Genomic DNA, 17,323 nt, shown 5'->3' with positions numbered 1-17,323 from the left:
CGGTTAATTGAAATGGAAAAAGTATGAAGAACTGGAAAACGCTGCTTCTCGGTGTCGCCATGGTTGCGAATACCAGCTTCGCAGCCCCCCAGGTTGTCGATAAAGTCGCGGCCGTGGTTAATAACGGCGTCGTGCTTGAAAGTGACGTTGATGGTTTGATGAAGTCGGTGAAGCTTAATTCGGGCGAATCCGGTCAACAGCTTCCGGATGACGCCACGCTGCGCCACCAGATCCTGGAACGTCTGATCATGGATCAGATTGTCCTGCAGATGGGGCAGAAAATGGGCGTGAAGATCACCGACGAGCAGCTCGATCAGGCCATTGCCAACATCGCAAAGCAAAACAACATGACCATGGATCAGATGCGTAGCCGTCTGGCCTATGACGGTCTGAACTATGGGACCTACCGTAACCAGATCCGCAAAGAGATGCTGATTTCAGAAGTGCGTAACAACGAAGTTCGTCGTCGCGTCACCATTCTGCCTCAGGAAGTCGACGCGCTGGCGAAGCAGGTGGGTAATCAGAACGATGCCAGCACCGAGCTGAACCTGAGCCACATCCTGATCCCGCTGCCGGAAAACCCAACGTCCGATCAGGCGGCCGAAGCGGAAAGCCAGGCGCGCTCTATCGTCGAGCAGGCGCGTAACGGCGGTGACTTTGGTAAGCTCGCCATTACCTACTCTGCCGACCAGCAGGCGCTGAAAGGCGGCCAGATGGGCTGGGGCCGTATTCAGGAGCTGCCGTCTATCTTTGCCCAGGCGCTGAGCACGGCGAAAAAAGGCGACATCGTCGGCCCTATTCGTTCCGGCGTGGGCTTCCACATCCTGAAGGTGAACGATCTGCGCGGCCAGAGCCAGAACATCTCCGTAACGGAAGTTCACGCTCGCCACATTCTGCTTAAGCCGTCGCCGATCATGACCGACGACCAGGCGCGCGTGAAGCTGGAACAAATCGCGGCTGACATTAAGAGCGGCAAAACCTCGTTTGCCAACGCGGCTAAAGAGTTCTCACAGGATCCAGGCTCGGCTAACCAGGGCGGCGATCTGGGCTGGGCGGCAGCGGATATTTACGATCCGGCCTTCCGCGATGCGCTGATGAAGCTGAACAAAGGCCAGATGAGTGCGCCGGTTCACTCTTCCTTCGGCTGGCACCTGATCGAACTGCTGGATACCCGCAACGTGGATAAAACCGATGCGGCGCAGAAAGACAGGGCCTACCGCATGCTGTTTAACCGTAAATTCTCCGAAGAAGCGGCAACCTGGATGCAGGAACAACGCGCCAGCGCCTACGTGAAAATCCTGAGCAACTGATGAAACCGCATCGTGTTGTTATCACTCCCGGCGAGCCCGCCGGGATTGGTCCCGACCTCGTCGTCCAGCTCGCTCAGCGCGGCTGGCCGGTGGAACTGGTCGTCTGCGCGGATGCAACACTGTTACAGGACCGGGCAGCCTTGCTCGGTCTTCCTTTAACGCTAATTCCCTACGTTGAAGGTCAGACGCCCCGGCCACAGCAGGCCGGCACGCTCACGCTCCTTTCTATTCCGCTTCGTACCCCCGCTATTCCCGGCCAGCTGAGTACTGAAAACGGCCATTACGTCGTCGAAACGCTCGCCCGCGCCTGCGATGGCTGCCTGAAAGGCGAGTTTGCCGCACTTATCACCGGCCCCGTGCATAAAGGTGTGATTAACGAGGCGGGCATTCCCTTTACCGGGCACACCGAGTTCTTTGAAGAGCGCTCTCAAAGCCCGAAAGTCGTGATGATGCTGGCAACCGAGGAGATGCGCGTTGCGCTGGTCACGACCCATCTGCCGATCAAAGCGATTCCCGATGCCATCACGCCTGCGCTGCTGCGGGAGATTATCGGGATACTGCACCATGACCTGCAGACCAAGTTCGGCATTCAGCAGCCGCACGTGCTGGTCTGTGGCCTGAACCCGCACGCCGGTGAAGGTGGGCATATGGGAACGGAAGAGATCGACACGATTATCCCGGTGCTTGAAGAAATGCGCGCCAAAGGGATGAATCTTAGCGGCCCGCTGCCCGCCGATACCCTCTTCCAGCCGAAATACCTGGATAATGCCGATGCCGTGCTCGCGATGTACCACGATCAGGGCTTGCCCGTGCTAAAATACCAGGGATTTGGCCGCGGTGTGAATATCACTCTCGGTTTACCCTTTATTCGAACGTCCGTTGACCACGGTACTGCGCTGGATCTGGCAGGCAAAGGAAAAGCGGATGTCGGCAGTTTTATTACGGCGCTTAATCTCGCCATCAAAATGATTGTTAATACGCAATGACTAATCGAGTCCATCAGGGCCACTTAGCCCGTAAACGTTTCGGGCAAAACTTTCTCAACGATCAGTTCGTGATCGACAGTATTGTCTCTGCCATTAATCCGCAGAAAGGCCAGGCTATGGTTGAAATCGGCCCGGGTCTTGCCGCGCTGACCGAGCCCGTTGGCGAACGCCTTGACGCGCTGACCGTTATTGAACTGGACCGCGATTTAGCAGCACGCCTGCAAACGCATCCGTTCCTTGGCCCCAAGCTGACGATTTATCAGCAGGATGCCATGACCATGGACTTTGGCGAACTGTCAGAGAAAATGGGCCAGCCGCTGCGCGTGTTCGGCAACCTGCCGTACAACATCTCGACTCCGCTGATGTTCCACCTGTTCAGCTATACTGACGCCATTGCCGACATGCACTTCATGCTGCAAAAAGAGGTGGTGAATCGCCTGGTTGCAGGACCGAACAGTAAGGCGTATGGTCGTTTAAGCGTAATGGCACAATATTTCTGTAACGTGATCCCGGTGCTTGAAGTTCCACCGACCGCGTTTACGCCACCGCCAAAAGTAGACTCTGCGGTTGTGCGCCTCGTGCCGCACAAAACGATGCCGTACCCGGTTAAAGAGCTGCGCGTGCTGAGCCGCATCACCACTGAAGCGTTTAACCAGCGCCGTAAAACGATCCGTAACAGCCTGAGCAATTCGTTCACCGTTGAGGTATTAGCCGAGCTGGGGATTGATCCGGCAATGCGTGCGGAGAACATTTCCGTGGAGCAGTATTGCAAGCTGGCTAATTACATCAGCGACAATGCCCCGCCGAAGGAGAGTTAAGCCATGATTGATTCGCCCCGCGTCTGTGTCCATGTACAAAGCATCTATGTTGAGTCTCAGTCCTCACCGGATGAAGAACGTTTTGTCTTTGCATATACCGTGACCATTCGCAATGTGGGGCGGGTGCCCGTGCAGCTTCTCGGGCGCTACTGGCTTATCACCAACGGCAACGGCCGTGAAACAGAAGTCCAGGGCGAGGGTGTGGTCGGCGAACAGCCCCACATCGTCCCTGGCGAAGAGTACCAGTACACCAGCGGCGCGGTAATTGAAACGCCAATGGGTACCATGCAAGGCCATTATGAAATGGTCGACGTCGATGGCAATCCGTTCCGTATTGCTATTCCTGTGTTCCGTCTCGCCGTACCTACACTCATTCATTAATCTAATGTCTACATATCTGATTGGCGACGTTCACGGTTGCTACGATGAACTGATCGCATTATTAAAGCAGGTCGACTTCACGCCCGGGCAGGATACGCTCTGGCTGACGGGTGATTTAGTCGCGCGCGGCCCAGGCTCACTTGACGTGCTCCGCTACGTGAAATCGCTGGGCGACAGCGTGCGCATGGTGCTGGGTAACCACGATCTGCATCTGCTGGCCGTGTTTGCCGGGATCAGCCGCAACAAGCCGAAAGATCGTATTACGCCTCTGCTTGACGCGCCGGACGCAGACGAGCTGCTGAACTGGCTTCGCCGTCAGCCGCTGTTGCAGATCGACGAAGAGAAAAAGCTGGTAATGGCGCACGCGGGCATCACGCCGCAGTGGGATATTGAGACGGCAAAGACCTGTGCCCGTGACGCCGAGGCGGTGCTGGCAAGCGACTCCTATCCTTTCTTCCTTGATGCCATGTACGGCGATATGCCGAACAACTGGAGCGAGGATCTTAGCGGCCTGGCGCGACTGCGCTTCATCACCAACGCCTTTACGCGCATGCGCTACTGTTTCCCGAACGGTCAGCTGGATATGTACTGCAAAGATACGCCGGAGAACGCGCCCGCGCCGCTCAAGCCGTGGTTCGCCATTCCCGGGCCGGTCGCAAACGAGTACAGCATCGCGTTTGGCCATTGGGCATCGCTGGAAGGAAAAGGTACGCCGGAAGGCGTTTATGCTCTGGACACCGGCTGCTGCTGGGGCGGGGATTTAACCTGCCTGCGCTGGGAAGATCAAACGTACTTCGTGCAGCCCTCTAATCGACAGTCAGGCTTAAGTGAAGGCGAGGCGGTTGCCTCCTGAGAATAGACCTCTCCCGAAAGGGAGAGGCGTTTTAACGCTTAGCGACGTTCCAGAATCTCGAAGCAGTAGCTGTGTGAGTTCTGCGCATCCGCGTCGTGAAACTCGCTGAATACGGACTCCCACTCGTCCGGATCGTAATCCGGAAAATGCGTATCCCCTTCCACTTCCGCATCAATATGCGTCAGGTAAAGCTTCTGCGCTTTTGGCAGGAACTGTTCGTACACGCGACCGCCGCCGATCACCATGATCTCTTCGGCATCACCGCAGGCGGCAATCGCTTCATCAACGGATTTAACCCACTGAACGCGATCGTCAGTGCCCGGCTGGCTGCTGATAACGATATTCTTACGGCCCGGCAATGGACGACCAATCGACTCCCAGGTCAGGCGGCCCATCACTACCGGCTTGTTTAACGTCGTACGTTTGAACCATGCGAGATCGGCAGGCAGGTTCCACGGCATGGCATTTTCCATACCGATAACGCGGTCTACCGCCAGCGCTGCAATCAGACTGATCATTGAAAATTTCCCGGATGCAAAAAATTGCCGCCACTATACGGAAAGCTTAATCTTTCGTCGACTGGCGGCAGAGTAAAGAAACAGATATTTTTTAATATTGCTGGCAACTCCACTTCACGCGGAAGGTTTACTCTCCGGTTCGTCTTCAGGGTTGCCGGTATGCTTGCCCTCTTCCGTGCCCTGCCAGCCGTGTCGCTGCACCAGCGACAGATGATTTCGGTCCTCGTTGATGATTTCCGTCAGCATTGCGCTGGTGCGTTTAAACACCGCCGCGCGTTCCGAAGCCGTGCTTCCCGCCATTGCCACCATTTCTTCAACCATGTCGGTGTTAAAACGGCGGAACAGGTCGGCCCGCTCGCGGGCTTCATAGGCGCCCAGCCCAAGGCTTTCGAGCGCCATGCGGCCTGATTTTAGCGCGCCTTCAAACGTTTCACGCTCCGGGGCCTCAACCCCCGCCTGGCGCAGCTGAATGTAATGATCCACATCGCGCGCGCGGGAGATGATCGTCAGGTTCGGGAAGTGTTCTTTTACCAGCTCCACCATCTGCAGGCTGGTCTGCGGATCGTCGATCGCGTTGATTAACACCTCGGCCTTCGCTGCCCCGGCAGACTCCAGCAGGTCGACGCGGGTGGCATCACCGTAGAAGACCTTCATGTCGAACTTGCGCAGGGTATCAACGTGGTCGGGATCGTGATCGAGAATCACCATTTTGACGCCGCTGGAGAGCAGCAGACGGCCTGTAATCTGGCCGAAACGCCCAAAGCCCGCGATGATCACGCGCGGCTGTTCCTCGTCGATCTCATCGGCTTCACGCTCCTGACCGCTGTCGGATTTTTCAAGACGCGTCAGTAGCACCAGCAGGACCGGCGTCGCCGCCATCGACAGCGCAACCGCCAGGGTGAGCGCTTTAGCCCACTCGGGATCGAGCACGTTCGCCATTTGCGCCGCGCCAAAGACCACAAACGCAAATTCGCTTCCCTGCCCCAGCAGGACGGCAAACCAGCGGCGCTGCTTGTTGGGCACCTTCAGCGGACGGGCAATCAGCCACAGCATCCCCATTTTAATGACCAGGAATCCAACCAGCAGAATAAGTATCCTCAGCGGATGGGTGACCAGCGTACCGAAGTCGATAGACATCCCAACGCCGATGAAGAAAAGCCCGAGCAGCAGGCCTTTGAACGGTTCGATATCGCTTTCCAGCGCGTGACGGTATTCAGAGCTTGCCAACAGCACGCCCGCCAGAAAGGCCCCCATCGCCATCGACAGCCCGGCCTCTTCCAGCAGCAGCCCAAAGCCGAACACCAGGAATAACGCCACGGCGCTGAATACCTCGCGCAGCCCCGAGCGCGCCACGAAGCGCAGCAGCGGGCGGGTGACGTAACGCCCCAGTAGAATGACCAGCGCCAGCGCGCCGGCCACCTTCAGGGCCGACAGCGCAAAGGCGCCCAGCGTGGTCGATGCGCCGCTGGCCGCCAGCAGCGGGATCATTGCCACCAGCGGAATAGCCGCGATATCCTGGAACAGCAGCACGGAGAAGGCGCTGCGCCCCATCTGGGAAACCGTCAGGTTGCGCTCGTTCATCGCCTGCATGGCGATGGCCGTTGAGGAGAGCGCCAGCGTCATGCCGATAAGCTCGGCGACCTTCCAGTCCATTCCCAGCAGAATACAGAAACCGCCCAACAGCAGGCCGCAGGCCAGCATCTGCAATGCCCCACCGCCAAATACCGAGGCGCGAAGCTTCCAAAGGCGCTGCGGATCCAGCTCAAGGCCAATAACGAACAGCATCAGCACCACGCCAATTTCCGCAAAATGCAGAATCGACTCGGCGTCCGTCACCAGGCGGAACCCCCAGGGGCCGATCACGCATCCCGCGATCAGATAGCCCAGCACTGATCCTAGCCCCAGGCGAACCGCCACGGGTACGATCAGCGCCGCCGCGCCGAGATAAATCAGCGCCTGTATTAACGTATGGCTATCCATTGTGCGTCTCCTGCCACTCAAGTAAGCGTTTTTTGTAATGACGAGCCTGCGCCTGCAGCGTTTCATCGTCGCAGACAAAGGTGCAATGCATAGCAAAAGGCGGAACCCAGGTGAGACCACAGTAAAGCGCGGTGGCCTGCAGCGGCTGCGCCAGAACGTCAAAGCCCGGGAAGGCGCCTATCTCAAAATGGCTTTCGCCGCCGCCGGTGGTCACGGCCCACATCAGGCTTTTGCCTTTTAACGCATTGCCGTTGTGGCCGTATGCCCAGCCGTGGGAAAAGACTTTATCAATCCATAGCTTGAGCAGCGGAGGCGTGCTGTACCATTGCATCGGGTGCTGCCAGACGATCAGATCGGCACGAGAAAGCGCCTCCTGCTCGGCGGCGATATCGATATTAAAATCGGGGTAAAGTTGATAAAGAGAGCGAATTTCTACGCCCTCAATCGTCCCTGCCTGCTCAAGCATCCTTTTGTTCGCATGCGAGTGATGCGGATACGGATGCGCGTAAATAATTAAAATCATAAGCGCGATGTGTTCCCTGTCCAGGTTCTCTTTGTGTCTAAGAGTGTAGACAGTTAGTCTCTTCGCTTAAAGCGCCGCGCGGCTTCATGCCCCAAAACGCCAACGGCTGGTACTGCGCCTATGGCTACCCGCTCACTCGCGCAATGTCCTTAGTAATGATCATTTGTGTGAATGGTTACACTCAAAAGATCGATAATTTATAATTTTTAAGATTTGCTAAATTTACTCTTAACCAAATCTCTATATACACAACACATTGAAAAACGAATAATTTCGAGTCATTTTCATCATTTGATAAATTTTGTCATAAATATAAATAAATGATGTCGAGCAAACTCAATCTTGAACGCGTTTCAAACAAATGGATGTGTATATGAGTAACAAATCATTTGAATTAAACAGAACAACCAAAACTCTGGCAAAACTATTTCCCGCACTTTTAATATTGACTCCAATGATAGCTGTTGCGGGATCTATTGATCAATCAACCTCTGTACCACAAGAATTATCTTCTGATGCCCAATATATTATTGGCAAAGATGTCACCATTACCTCTGTAGATACCACCCCGGCAGTGGCTGTTACAGGGTCCAACGTCACCGAGGCGACCAATCAGGGGAATCTTTCAGGAAAAGAAGATGCCCTTAACGTCAACACTGGCGCACAGCGCGTCACGGTCAACAACGTTGCAGGAGCCTCTATTTCTTCTACCACAGGTAACGCAGTCAACGTTGTCTCCATGCTGGGCGACTTTAATAACAGCGGCAGCGTTACCGGTGCCGAAAAAGGTATTTTAGTCAGCAATAGATCCTCTGCTATTAACATTAACAATAGCAAGACCGGGAGCATTAAAGGGCAAACCGGCATCAGCTCCGCCGTGGGCATCGGCGTGAATAATGCCGGGACAATTACCGCGACCAACGGTGATGGCATCTTTTTAACGAATGGCAATACCAAGATCACTAACGCCGGTGAAATCAAGGCCAGCGCGAACGGTATTAACGTGACGGATTCAGCCAGGGCGGATATAACCAACGTCGGCAAAATTGATGGCGACGCTACCGCGATTTTCTTTGGCAGCGACAAAGACAATACGTTAATGCTGAAAACCGGCTCAATCCTGAACGGAGATGTCATTACCACCGTCTCTAAAAGCAATACGTTAGAGCTTAACGGTACCGGTAGTGAAGACAGCAACTTTATCGGCCTGAACGACGGCGACGGTTTTGCCTCCGTGACAATGGCCGGTGAAAACTGGGTGATGACCGGTGATATCGACGTGATCGGCTCCGGCGATTCCATTAAAGTGAATACCGGCAGCCTGACGCTCGGCGGCGATGTCACCAACAGCGGCAATACGCTGGTGGCGAAAAACGCCACGCTGCAGCTTGGCACCGGCAAAGGTAAGGCAACGCTGACCGGCGGCCTGACCAACAACGGCACCGTTATTTTCAACCAGGGTGAAAACTTCACCTTTGCCACCGGCATCACCGGCACCGGCAGCGTGGAAAAGGTCGATGCGAATATCCTGACGCTCACCGGTAATAACAGCTATTCCGGCGATACCGTTCTCCACGGTGGCACAACGTTAGTCGCGGAAGGCGCTACGCTGGGCGTCAAGGGCAGCAATGCGACCCTCACCGTCGAAAACGGAGCGACCTTCGCTTCCGCGGGCGAGGTGAACAACAACGCGATGATTTTAAGCGGCGGCACGCTGGCAGCCTGGAACGCGATCGCTGGTAATAACGCTTCCTCGGCGGCAACGGCCGATGTCCTCAACGGTAACATGACCAATAACGGCACCCTGCTGCTGAGTGGCCAGAATAACGCCGTTGGCAACAACTACACGATCAAAGGTGACTATACCGGCGCCGCGGGCAGCACCATCGTCATGAACAGCGTAGTGGCCGACGACAGCTCAGCGACCGATCACCTGACCATCACCGGCAGCAGCTTTGGTCAATCCGGCATCAGCATCAACAATATTGGCGGCCAGGGCGCACAGACGGTTAACGGAATGGAAGTGGTAAGCGTTGGCGGAAGCTCTGATGCGAAAATGACCTTAGCCAAACCGGTTGTTGCGGGCAAATGGGAATACAGCCTGAACAAACATACCGATGGCAACTGGTATCTGGAATCCACGGCGAATGCTTCCGAAGATCCTGCTGACGATACTACCGATCCTGACAACACCAGCGGCAATACCGACGGTGGCAACGGTGGCGACACGGGTAACGGGGACAATTCGGGCGGCAATAACAACGGCGGTAACACCGATAACGGCAACGGCACGGGGGGAAATACCCCGTCCAACAACGGTACCAATACCGGGCCTGAAGTGCTGGCACCTGAAACCGGCGCATATCTGGGTAACTACCTGGCCGCTCAGAGCATGTTCCTGCACAAGCGTGACGATCGCGATCAGATCACCTTCCGCAACGTCGACGACCTCAACACCTGGATGTACGTGAAGGGCCGCTACCACGAAAACAACGTGGACGGTGATAAGGGCAGCTACGACACCACCACCATGACCCTTCAGGTCGGCAGTGATTTCATGAGCAAAGCCATGGAGAACGGCGTTCTCCACGCGGGCGGCATGTTCGGCGCGGGCCAGGCGAAAACCCATTCCGATGCCAAACACAACGTGCGCGACGCGCAGGGTAAAGTGGATGGCTTTAACGTAGGCCTGTATGCGACCTGGCAGGAAGACCAGAACTTGCGTCTTGGCAACTACGTTGACACCTGGGCGGCGTATAGCTGGTTCAACAACAAGGTAACCAGCGACCGCAACGATGAAAGCTACCACAGCCAGGGCTTTGCCGCGTCTGTCGAAGTGGGACATGCATGGGTTGTTGCTTCCGAGAAAGAGCGTGCCTGGAAAATCGAGCCGCAGGCGCAGGTAATCTACAGCTACCTCGATCAGGAAAACCACACCGATCGCGACGGCGTTCGCATCACCACGCTGGACAACGACGGCGTGCTCGGTCGTCTTGGCGTGAAGTCCAGCTACTTCCTGCAGAAAGACGTGAAGGCATGGCAGCCTTACGTTGCGGTTAACTGGCTGAAGGGCGCAGGTCAAAACGATCTGGCCTTTAACGGCGAAACCACCAGCAACGATACGCCTGACGATCGCGGTCAGCTAGAGCTGGGCGTCACCGGTAACCTGAACGACACCACCACCATCTCGCTGCGTGCGAGCGGTGAGTGGGGTGAAAACAGCTATGCTGCCTACGGCGGACATGTTCTGTTGAACCACCGCTGGTAATCTTTCAGTAAACAAAAAGCCGTGGCCTGGGCCACGGCTTTTTTTTAGTTATCCAGCTCACCCATCGACTTGACGCGATCGCGGTTAATCTGCTCGGTCTTACCCGTCTCGGCATTTTTATACGATACCAGGCCGGTATCATCATCAACCTGCGGTTTGCCGTCGGTCACGATGGTTTTCCCGTCGGTAGTTTTCACTGCCTGGTTCGACGAGCATCCGGCAACGGTAAACATAGCTGCTGCGGCAAAAATTGAAGTCATCAGAAGTTTGTTTTTCATCGTATTCTCCCTGCTATTAGTCATTTTTTATCAGCTGAGTTAATACTGTAGTAGAAAACACCACGCTCATGGATGAATACAGAACTTTCTGAAGACACCGCAGAACGCACGTTAGCTTTTCGTCGGGAAACCGTCTTTGTACATGACCGTCTGCACAACCTTACCGCTTGCGTCGTAGGTTTTCGCCTCGCCGTTCGCGACGCTCGCTTTGAAGGTAATTGTCGAGCGCAGCTTGCCCTCCTGGGTATAGCCCTGCGACAGCCCCTCGGCTTTACAGTTCACCAGCGGGGTATGGCTTCTCAATACGCCGTTAGGATAGTAAATATCGATGAACTCATTGAAACAGCGGTCTTTAACGACGGTTTCAAACTTCTTGTTGCCGTTGTCGTACTTCTCCACCAGCTTTCCTTCCGGCACTGTATCAGCAACCTTAACTTCAGGCGTGGTGAGCTTTTTTTGCGGATGAAGGTCGTCCTGAAGTCCTTTAGCGTAATCAGGCGTCATCCCCATTTTATCAATCGTGTTGGTGACGGATGAGGAAAAATCAGCGCAGCCAGACAGCAGCACCACCAGAGAGACCAGCGTAATGGAACGAATCACATGCAGCTCCTTTTTAGTTTGTGGGCTTAACATGCGTTCAGGAGAGGGATGGCGCAACCGCCAAAATTGGTCGGGTAGCTGAAAAAAAACCCGCCGAAGCGGGTTGTGAGAGAATTCCGAAGCTTACTTCGTAATCTGCGCGTGCATTTCCTGGACTGAAATCACCTTCTCGGTGGCATCCGCATTCAGCGCCATCGCCGTTGCGAAACCGCCGTTCAGGGTGGTGTCGTAGTGCACTTTGTACTGCAGCGCGCTGCGGCGAATCAGCTTGGAGTCTTCAATCGCCTGGCGGCCCGCGGTGGTGTTGATGATGTAGGTATATTCGCCATTCTTGATACGGTCCTGAATGTGCGGGCGACCTTCATGCACCTTGTTCACCAGGCGCGGGTTAATTCCCGCTTCGCCCAGCACAATCGCCGTGCCGTGGGTTGCGTCCAGCTCGAAGCCCTGTTTCAGCAGCTTGGCGGCCAGGTCAACCACGCGCTCTTTGTCGCCTTCGCGAACGGAGAGCAGCGCACGGCCCGATTTTCTCATGGTGGAGCTACTGCCCAGCTGCGCCTTCGCGAACGCTTCTGCGAAGGTGCGGCCCACGCCCATCACCTCCCCGGTAGAGCGCATTTCTGGCCCCAACAGCGGGTCAACGCCCGGGAACTTGTTGAACGGCAGCACCACTTCTTTCACCGAGTAGTACGGTGGGATGATTTCTTTAGTCACGCCCTGCTGAGCGAGCGTCTGACCCGCCATCACGCGCGCCGCCACTTTTGCCAGCGGCACGCCGGTGGCTTTGGAGACAAACGGCACGGTTCGCGCCGCGCGCGGGTTGACTTCAATCAGGTAGACTTCGTTGTCTTTCACCGCGAACTGGACGTTCATCAGGCCGCGAACCTGCAGCTCAAAGGCCAGCTTCTGCACCTGCTGGCGCATCACGTCCTGGATTTCCTGGCTCAGCGTGTACGCTGGCAGAGAACAGGCGGAGTCGCCGGAGTGAACGCCCGCCTGCTCGATATGCTCCATGATGCCGCCAATCAGCACCGTTTCGCCGTCGCAGATGGCGTCCACGTCCACTTCAACCGCATCGTCGAGGAAGCGGTCCAGCAGCACTGGCGCATCGTTGGAGACGCTCACCGCGGTCTGGAAGTAGCGCTTAAGGTCGGCTTCGTCGTAAACGATTTCCATCGCGCGGCCGCCCAGCACGTAGGATGGGCGCACCACCAGCGGGTAGCCAATCTCTTTCGCTTTCTCAACGGCCATCTCAATGGCGGTGACGGTGGCGTTGGCAGGCTGTTTCAGCTTCAGGCGGTCAACCGCCTGCTGGAAACGCTCGCGGTCTTCGGCGCGGTCAATCGCGTCCGGGCTAGTACCGATAACCGGTACGCCTGCCGCTTCCAGCGCGCGCGCCAGCTTCAGCGGAGTCTGGCCGCCGTACTGCACGATTACGCCTTTTGGCTTCTCGATGCGCACGATTTCCAGCACGTCTTCCAGGGTAACCGGCTCGAAGTAGAGGCGGTCGGAGGTGTCGTAGTCGGTCGAAACGGTTTCCGGGTTACAGTTGACCATGATGGTCTCGTAACCGTCTTCGCGCAGCGCCAGGGAGGCGTGTACGCAGCAGTAGTCGAACTCGATGCCCTGGCCGATACGGTTTGGCCCACCGCCCAGCACCATAATTTTGTCGCGGTCGACGGACGGGTTCGCTTCGCACTCGTCTTCATAGGTGGAGTACATGTACGCGGTGTCGGTCGAGAACTCCGCCGCGCAGGTATCCACGCGCTTGTAGACCGGGTGCAGGTCATACTGGTCGCGCAGCTTGCGGATTTCCGCTTCGCGCACGCCTGCAAGCTTAGCCAGACGCGCATCGGCGAAGCCTTTACGCTTCAGCACGCGCAGGAAGTCAGCGTCCAGGCCGTTGATGCCCAGGTCAGCCACTTTTTCTTCCAGACGCACCAGCTCTTCAATCTGCACCAGGAACCAGCGGTCAATATTGGTCAGGTTGAACACGCCGTCTACGGACAGGCCCGCGCGGAAGGCATCGGCGATGTACCAGATACGCTCTGCGCCCGCATCCTTCAGCTCGCGGCGGATTTTGGTCAGCGCTTCCGGGTCGTCCAGGCTCACTTTCGGGTCAAAGCCGGTCGCGCCCACTTCCAGGCCGCGCAGCGCTTTCTGCAGGGATTCCTGCTGCGTGCGGCCAATCGCCATCACTTCACCAACGGACTTCATCTGGGTGGTCAGACGGTCGTTCGCACCGGCGAATTTCTCGAAGTTAAAGCGTGGAATTTTGGTCACAACGTAGTCGATGGACGGCTCGAAGGACGCAGGCGTGCGGCCACCGGTGATGTCATTCATCAGCTCGTCAAGGGTGTAACCGACCGCCAGCTTCGCCGCCACTTTGGCAATCGGGAAGCCGGTCGCTTTTGACGCCAGCGCGGAGGAGCGCGATACGCGCGGGTTCATTTCGATAACGATCAGGCGGCCGGTTTTCGGGTTCACCGAGAACTGAACGTTGGAGCCGCCGGTTTCCACGCCGATTTCACGCAGTACCGCCATCGAGGCGTTACGCATGATTTGATACTCTTTGTCGGTCAGGGTCTGGGCTGGCGCAACGGTGATGGAGTCGCCGGTGTGGATACCCATCGCGTCGAAGTTTTCGATGGAGCAGACGATGATGCAGTTGTCGTTTTTATCACGCACCACTTCCATCTCGTACTCTTTCCAGCCAATCAGCGACTCGTCAATCAGCAGCTCTTTGGTTGGGGAGAGATCCAGACCGCGCTCGCAAATCTCTTCGAACTCTTCACGGTTATACGCAATACCGCCACCGGTGCCGCCCATGGTGAAGGACGGACGGATGATGCACGGATAGCCCACGTCAGCCGCAACGGCCAGCGCTTCTTCCATATTGTGTGCAATACCGGAACGCGCTGTGTCGAGGCCGATTTTCTTCATCGCCACGTCGAAGCGGCGACGGTCTTCGGCTTTATCAATCGCGTCGGCGGTCGCGCCGATCATGGTCACGCCGAACTCTTCCAGCACGCCCTGACGCTCAAGCTCCAGCGCGCAGTTCAGCGCCGTCTGGCCGCCCATGGTTGGCAGCACCGCGTCCGGACGCTCTTTCTCGATAATCTTGCGCACTACTTCCCAGTGAATCGGCTCGATGTAGGTCGCATCGGCCATTTCCGGATCGGTCATGATGGTCGCCGGGTTGGAGTTCACCAGGATAACGCGGTAACCCTCTTCGCGCAGGGCTTTACACGCCTGCGCGCCGGAGTAGTCAAATTCGCAGGCCTGGCCGATAACAATCGGGCCAGCGCCGAGGATCAGGATGCTTTTTATGTCTGTACGTTTTGGCATGGTCTTCTCAGCTCCTGATTATTTAGCGGTCTTACGGTATTGCTCAATAAGTTCGATGAAGTGATCGAACAGCGGTGCAGCATCGTGCGGGCCCGGGCTGGCTTCAGGGTGCCCCTGGAAGCTGAAAGCGGGTTTGTCGGTACGGTGGATACCCTGAAGGGTGCCATCGAACAGCGACTTGTGGGTCACGCGCAACGTCGCTGGCAGCGTCGCTTCATCAACGGCGAAGCCGTGGTTCTGCGCGGTAATCATCACCACGTTGTTATCGATGTCTTTTACCGGGTGGTTACCACCGTGGTGACCAAACTTCATCTTGATAGTTTTCGCACCGCTCGCCAGCGCCAGCAGCTGATGGCCGAGGCAGATACCGAATACCGGCACCTCGGTCTGGAGGAATTTTTCAATCGCATCGATGGCATAATCGCACGGTGCCGGGTCGCCTGGACCGTTTGACAGGAAGATCCCGTCCGGATTCATTTTCAACACCTCTTCGGCAGAGGTCTGTGCCGGCACCACCGTCAGGCGGCAGCCGCGGTCAACCAGCATGCGCAGGATGTTGCGCTTGGCACCGAAATCATACGCAACAACGTGGAACGGCAGCTCGCTCTCGGTCTTCGCTTCCGGCAGGTCGCCTTCCAGCGTCCAGCTTCCCTGCGTCCAGCTGTAGGCTTCTGATGTGGTCACTTCTTTTGCCAGGTCCATACCGTTCAGGCCCGGGAAGGCCTTCGCCTTTTCCAGCGCCAGCGCTGCATCGAGGTTATCACCCGCGATAATGCAGCCGTTCTGTGCGCCCTTCTCGCGCAGCAGGCGCGTCAGCTTACGGGTATCGATATCGGCAATCGCCACGATGTTATGGCGCTTCAGGTAGGAAGAGAGGTCTTCAGTATTGCGGAAGTTGCTGGCAATCAGCGGCAGGTCGCGGATGACCAGGCCTTGTGCATGTACCTGGGAAGATTCTTCGTCAGCAGCATTGGTGCCGACATTGCCGATATGGGGATAAGTAAGAGTAACGATTTGGCGAGAATAGGAAGGATCAGTGAGGATTTCTTGATAACCGGTCATTGAAGTATTGAAAACGACTTCCCCAACCGCCGAACCCGTTGCCCCTATGGCCCGACCGATAAACTGGGTTCCGTCTTCCAGAACCAATAGCGCTGACTTAATCAAAACACCCTCCAGAGAATATTCACTCACTTTATTTGCATATTAATTCATAACGACGCTATGAAGCAATGCAAATATGTTGCCAGCGGATTTTTGGCAAACGGCGGCATTCTGGGGATTTGGTCGGTAAAAGTCAACCCAAAACGGATGTTTTGCTTATTCTTTTGCAGGGCTTGACGCCATATGACAGGTTAAGCGGCAAAAAGATCAGGTAAATAGGCCTAGGAAACGCTTGCGCGGCAAGTTTAATAAAAAAATTTAGGTCGGGGTGATAAAAAGTGGACCGGATGGTCAAAATTTACAATTTAATAACCAATCAGACGGGTAAAACATTCTATTTTGACGACTTCAATCAATAAAACGAATCAGCCAGCCAAAATAAAAGGGCAATAAAATATTGCCCTATGCAATCAAGTCATTACGACTGCAATAACCACATCACGAAGGGTAAAAAGAGCTATAAACTGTTAAGTTCTAACACGTCTCGCATATCGAAAAGACCCTTTTTCTTGCCTTTCAGCCACAGAGCGGAACGAACGGCACCGTTGGCGAAGGTCATACGGCTGGAAGCTTTATGCGTGATCTCCACGCGTTCACCGATATCGGCGAACATCGCGGTATGTTCACCGACGATGTCTCCCGCGCGAACGGTCGCAAAGCCGATGGTTCCAGGAACACGCTCACCGGTGTGTCCTTCACGAGAATAGACGGCAATGTCTTTTAAATCCTTGTCCATCGCCTGCGCAATGGCTTCGCCCATCGCCAGCGCCGTGCCGGACGGCGCGTCGACCTTGTAGCGGTGGTGCGCTTCGACAATCTCGATGTCGGTATAGTCGCCCATCACCTTAGCCGCCTTCTCCAGCAGCTTCAGCATGACGTTAACGCCGACGCTAAAGTTCGCGGCAAAGACAATCGCAATCTCCTTTGCGGCGTCCTGAATCGCCTGCTTGCCAGCGTCATCAAAACCGGTAGTACCAATTACCATCCCTTTACCGTGCTCGCGGCAAAATGCCAGATGGTTCAGCGTGCCTTCAGGGCGCGTAAAATCAATAAAGACGTCAAAATCATTCTTAACCGCGTCCAGGCTACTTTGTACGGTCACACCCGTCTGGCCTGCTCCCGCGAGCTCGCCCGCATCCGTACCCAGAAGCGATGAGCCTTCGCGCTCCAGCGCCGCGCCAAGCGCCACGCCATCCATCTGCAGCGCCGCCTGAATCAGCTGACGGCCCATACGTCCGCCCGCGCCCGCAATGGCGACGCGGATCTGTGCATCATGCATAGTTATTCTCTTACGTT

The 17,323-nt window shown here is 56.0% G+C and carries 14 protein-coding genes; 6 read left to right on the top strand and 8 right to left on the bottom strand.

Annotated elements, in window-relative coordinates; translation table 11 throughout:
• Positions 1-23: 23 nt before the first annotated feature.
• From surA to apaH, 5 genes are read left to right on the top strand one after another with little or no spacing between them, the layout of a single operon-like run.
• Positions 24-1,310, top strand: a complete 1,287-nt coding sequence (surA, locus tag DBY73_RS10510) for a peptidylprolyl isomerase SurA (protein WP_112011089.1) — start codon at positions 24-26, stop codon at positions 1,308-1,310.
• Positions 1,307-2,296: a 4-hydroxythreonine-4-phosphate dehydrogenase PdxA gene (pdxA, locus tag DBY73_RS10505; protein ID WP_181573229.1), complete on the top strand. Its 990-nt coding sequence runs from the start codon at positions 1,307-1,309 to the stop codon at positions 2,294-2,296. The genes surA and pdxA overlap by 4 nt, the downstream gene beginning before the upstream one ends.
• On the top strand, positions 2,293-3,114 hold the full coding sequence (gene rsmA, locus DBY73_RS10500) for a 16S rRNA (adenine(1518)-N(6)/adenine(1519)-N(6))-dimethyltransferase RsmA (protein ID WP_112011087.1): 822 nt from the start codon (positions 2,293-2,295) through the stop codon (positions 3,112-3,114). Before pdxA ends, rsmA begins: the two co-directional genes overlap by 4 nt.
• A 3-nt stretch (positions 3,115-3,117) precedes the next feature.
• Positions 3,118-3,495: a Co2+/Mg2+ efflux protein ApaG gene (apaG, locus tag DBY73_RS10495; protein ID WP_112011086.1), complete on the top strand. Its 378-nt coding sequence runs from the start codon at positions 3,118-3,120 to the stop codon at positions 3,493-3,495.
• A gap of 4 nt (positions 3,496-3,499) precedes the next feature.
• Complete coding sequence (gene apaH, locus DBY73_RS10490) at positions 3,500-4,348, top strand: bis(5'-nucleosyl)-tetraphosphatase (symmetrical) ApaH (RefSeq protein WP_112011085.1); 849 nt, start codon at positions 3,500-3,502, stop codon at positions 4,346-4,348.
• Between the two features lie 38 nt (positions 4,349-4,386).
• On the opposite strand, the gene folA is transcribed toward apaH, so the two are convergent.
• The 3 genes from folA to kefF all read right to left on the bottom strand — a co-directional run bounded on the left by folA (position 4,387) and on the right by kefF (position 7,369).
• Entirely contained in the window at positions 4,387-4,866 is a 480-nt protein-coding gene (folA, locus tag DBY73_RS10485; protein ID WP_003856431.1) for a type 3 dihydrofolate reductase, read from the bottom strand.
• A 114-nt stretch (positions 4,867-4,980) separates the two neighbouring features.
• Positions 4,981-6,846, bottom strand: a complete 1,866-nt coding sequence (kefC, locus tag DBY73_RS10475) for a glutathione-regulated potassium-efflux system protein KefC (protein WP_112011083.1) — start codon at positions 6,844-6,846, stop codon at positions 4,981-4,983.
• Entirely contained in the window at positions 6,839-7,369 is a 531-nt protein-coding gene (gene kefF / locus DBY73_RS10470) for a glutathione-regulated potassium-efflux system oxidoreductase KefF (RefSeq protein WP_112011082.1), read from the bottom strand. The genes kefC and kefF overlap by 8 nt, the downstream gene beginning before the upstream one ends.
• A 373-nt stretch (positions 7,370-7,742) precedes the next feature.
• On the opposite strand from kefF, the gene DBY73_RS10465 reads away from it, so the two are divergent.
• Complete coding sequence (locus tag DBY73_RS10465; RefSeq protein ID WP_112011081.1) at positions 7,743-10,637, top strand: autotransporter outer membrane beta-barrel domain-containing protein; 2,895 nt, start codon at positions 7,743-7,745, stop codon at positions 10,635-10,637.
• A 44-nt stretch (positions 10,638-10,681) separates the two neighbouring features.
• Here the strand turns inward: DBY73_RS10465 and DBY73_RS10460 are convergent, their stop codons facing one another.
• The 5 genes from DBY73_RS10460 to dapB form a co-directional block, all read right to left on the bottom strand.
• Positions 10,682-10,915, bottom strand: a complete 234-nt coding sequence (locus DBY73_RS10460; RefSeq protein ID WP_112011080.1) for a YgdI/YgdR family lipoprotein — start codon at positions 10,913-10,915, stop codon at positions 10,682-10,684.
• 111 nt (positions 10,916-11,026) lie between these two features.
• Entirely contained in the window at positions 11,027-11,515 is a 489-nt protein-coding gene (locus DBY73_RS10455; RefSeq protein ID WP_258458430.1) for a toxin-antitoxin system YwqK family antitoxin, read from the bottom strand.
• A gap of 123 nt (positions 11,516-11,638) precedes the next feature.
• Positions 11,639-14,863, bottom strand: a complete 3,225-nt coding sequence (gene carB, locus DBY73_RS10450) for a carbamoyl-phosphate synthase large subunit (protein ID WP_112011079.1) — start codon at positions 14,861-14,863, stop codon at positions 11,639-11,641.
• Positions 14,864-14,881: 18 nt separating this feature from the next.
• Complete coding sequence (carA, locus tag DBY73_RS10445; RefSeq protein WP_112011078.1) at positions 14,882-16,030, bottom strand: glutamine-hydrolyzing carbamoyl-phosphate synthase small subunit; 1,149 nt, start codon at positions 16,028-16,030, stop codon at positions 14,882-14,884.
• A 454-nt stretch (positions 16,031-16,484) separates the two neighbouring features.
• Positions 16,485-17,306, bottom strand: a complete 822-nt coding sequence (dapB, locus tag DBY73_RS10440; RefSeq protein ID WP_112011077.1) for a 4-hydroxy-tetrahydrodipicolinate reductase — start codon at positions 17,304-17,306, stop codon at positions 16,485-16,487.
• Positions 17,307-17,323 lie beyond the last annotated feature (17 nt).

This window comes from Enterobacter sp. RIT418, from assembly GCF_003057745.1.
In the GTDB taxonomy this organism is placed as follows: Bacteria; Pseudomonadota; Gammaproteobacteria; order Enterobacterales; family Enterobacteriaceae; genus Enterobacter.
This window is presented reverse-complemented; position numbering and strand designations above follow the sequence as displayed.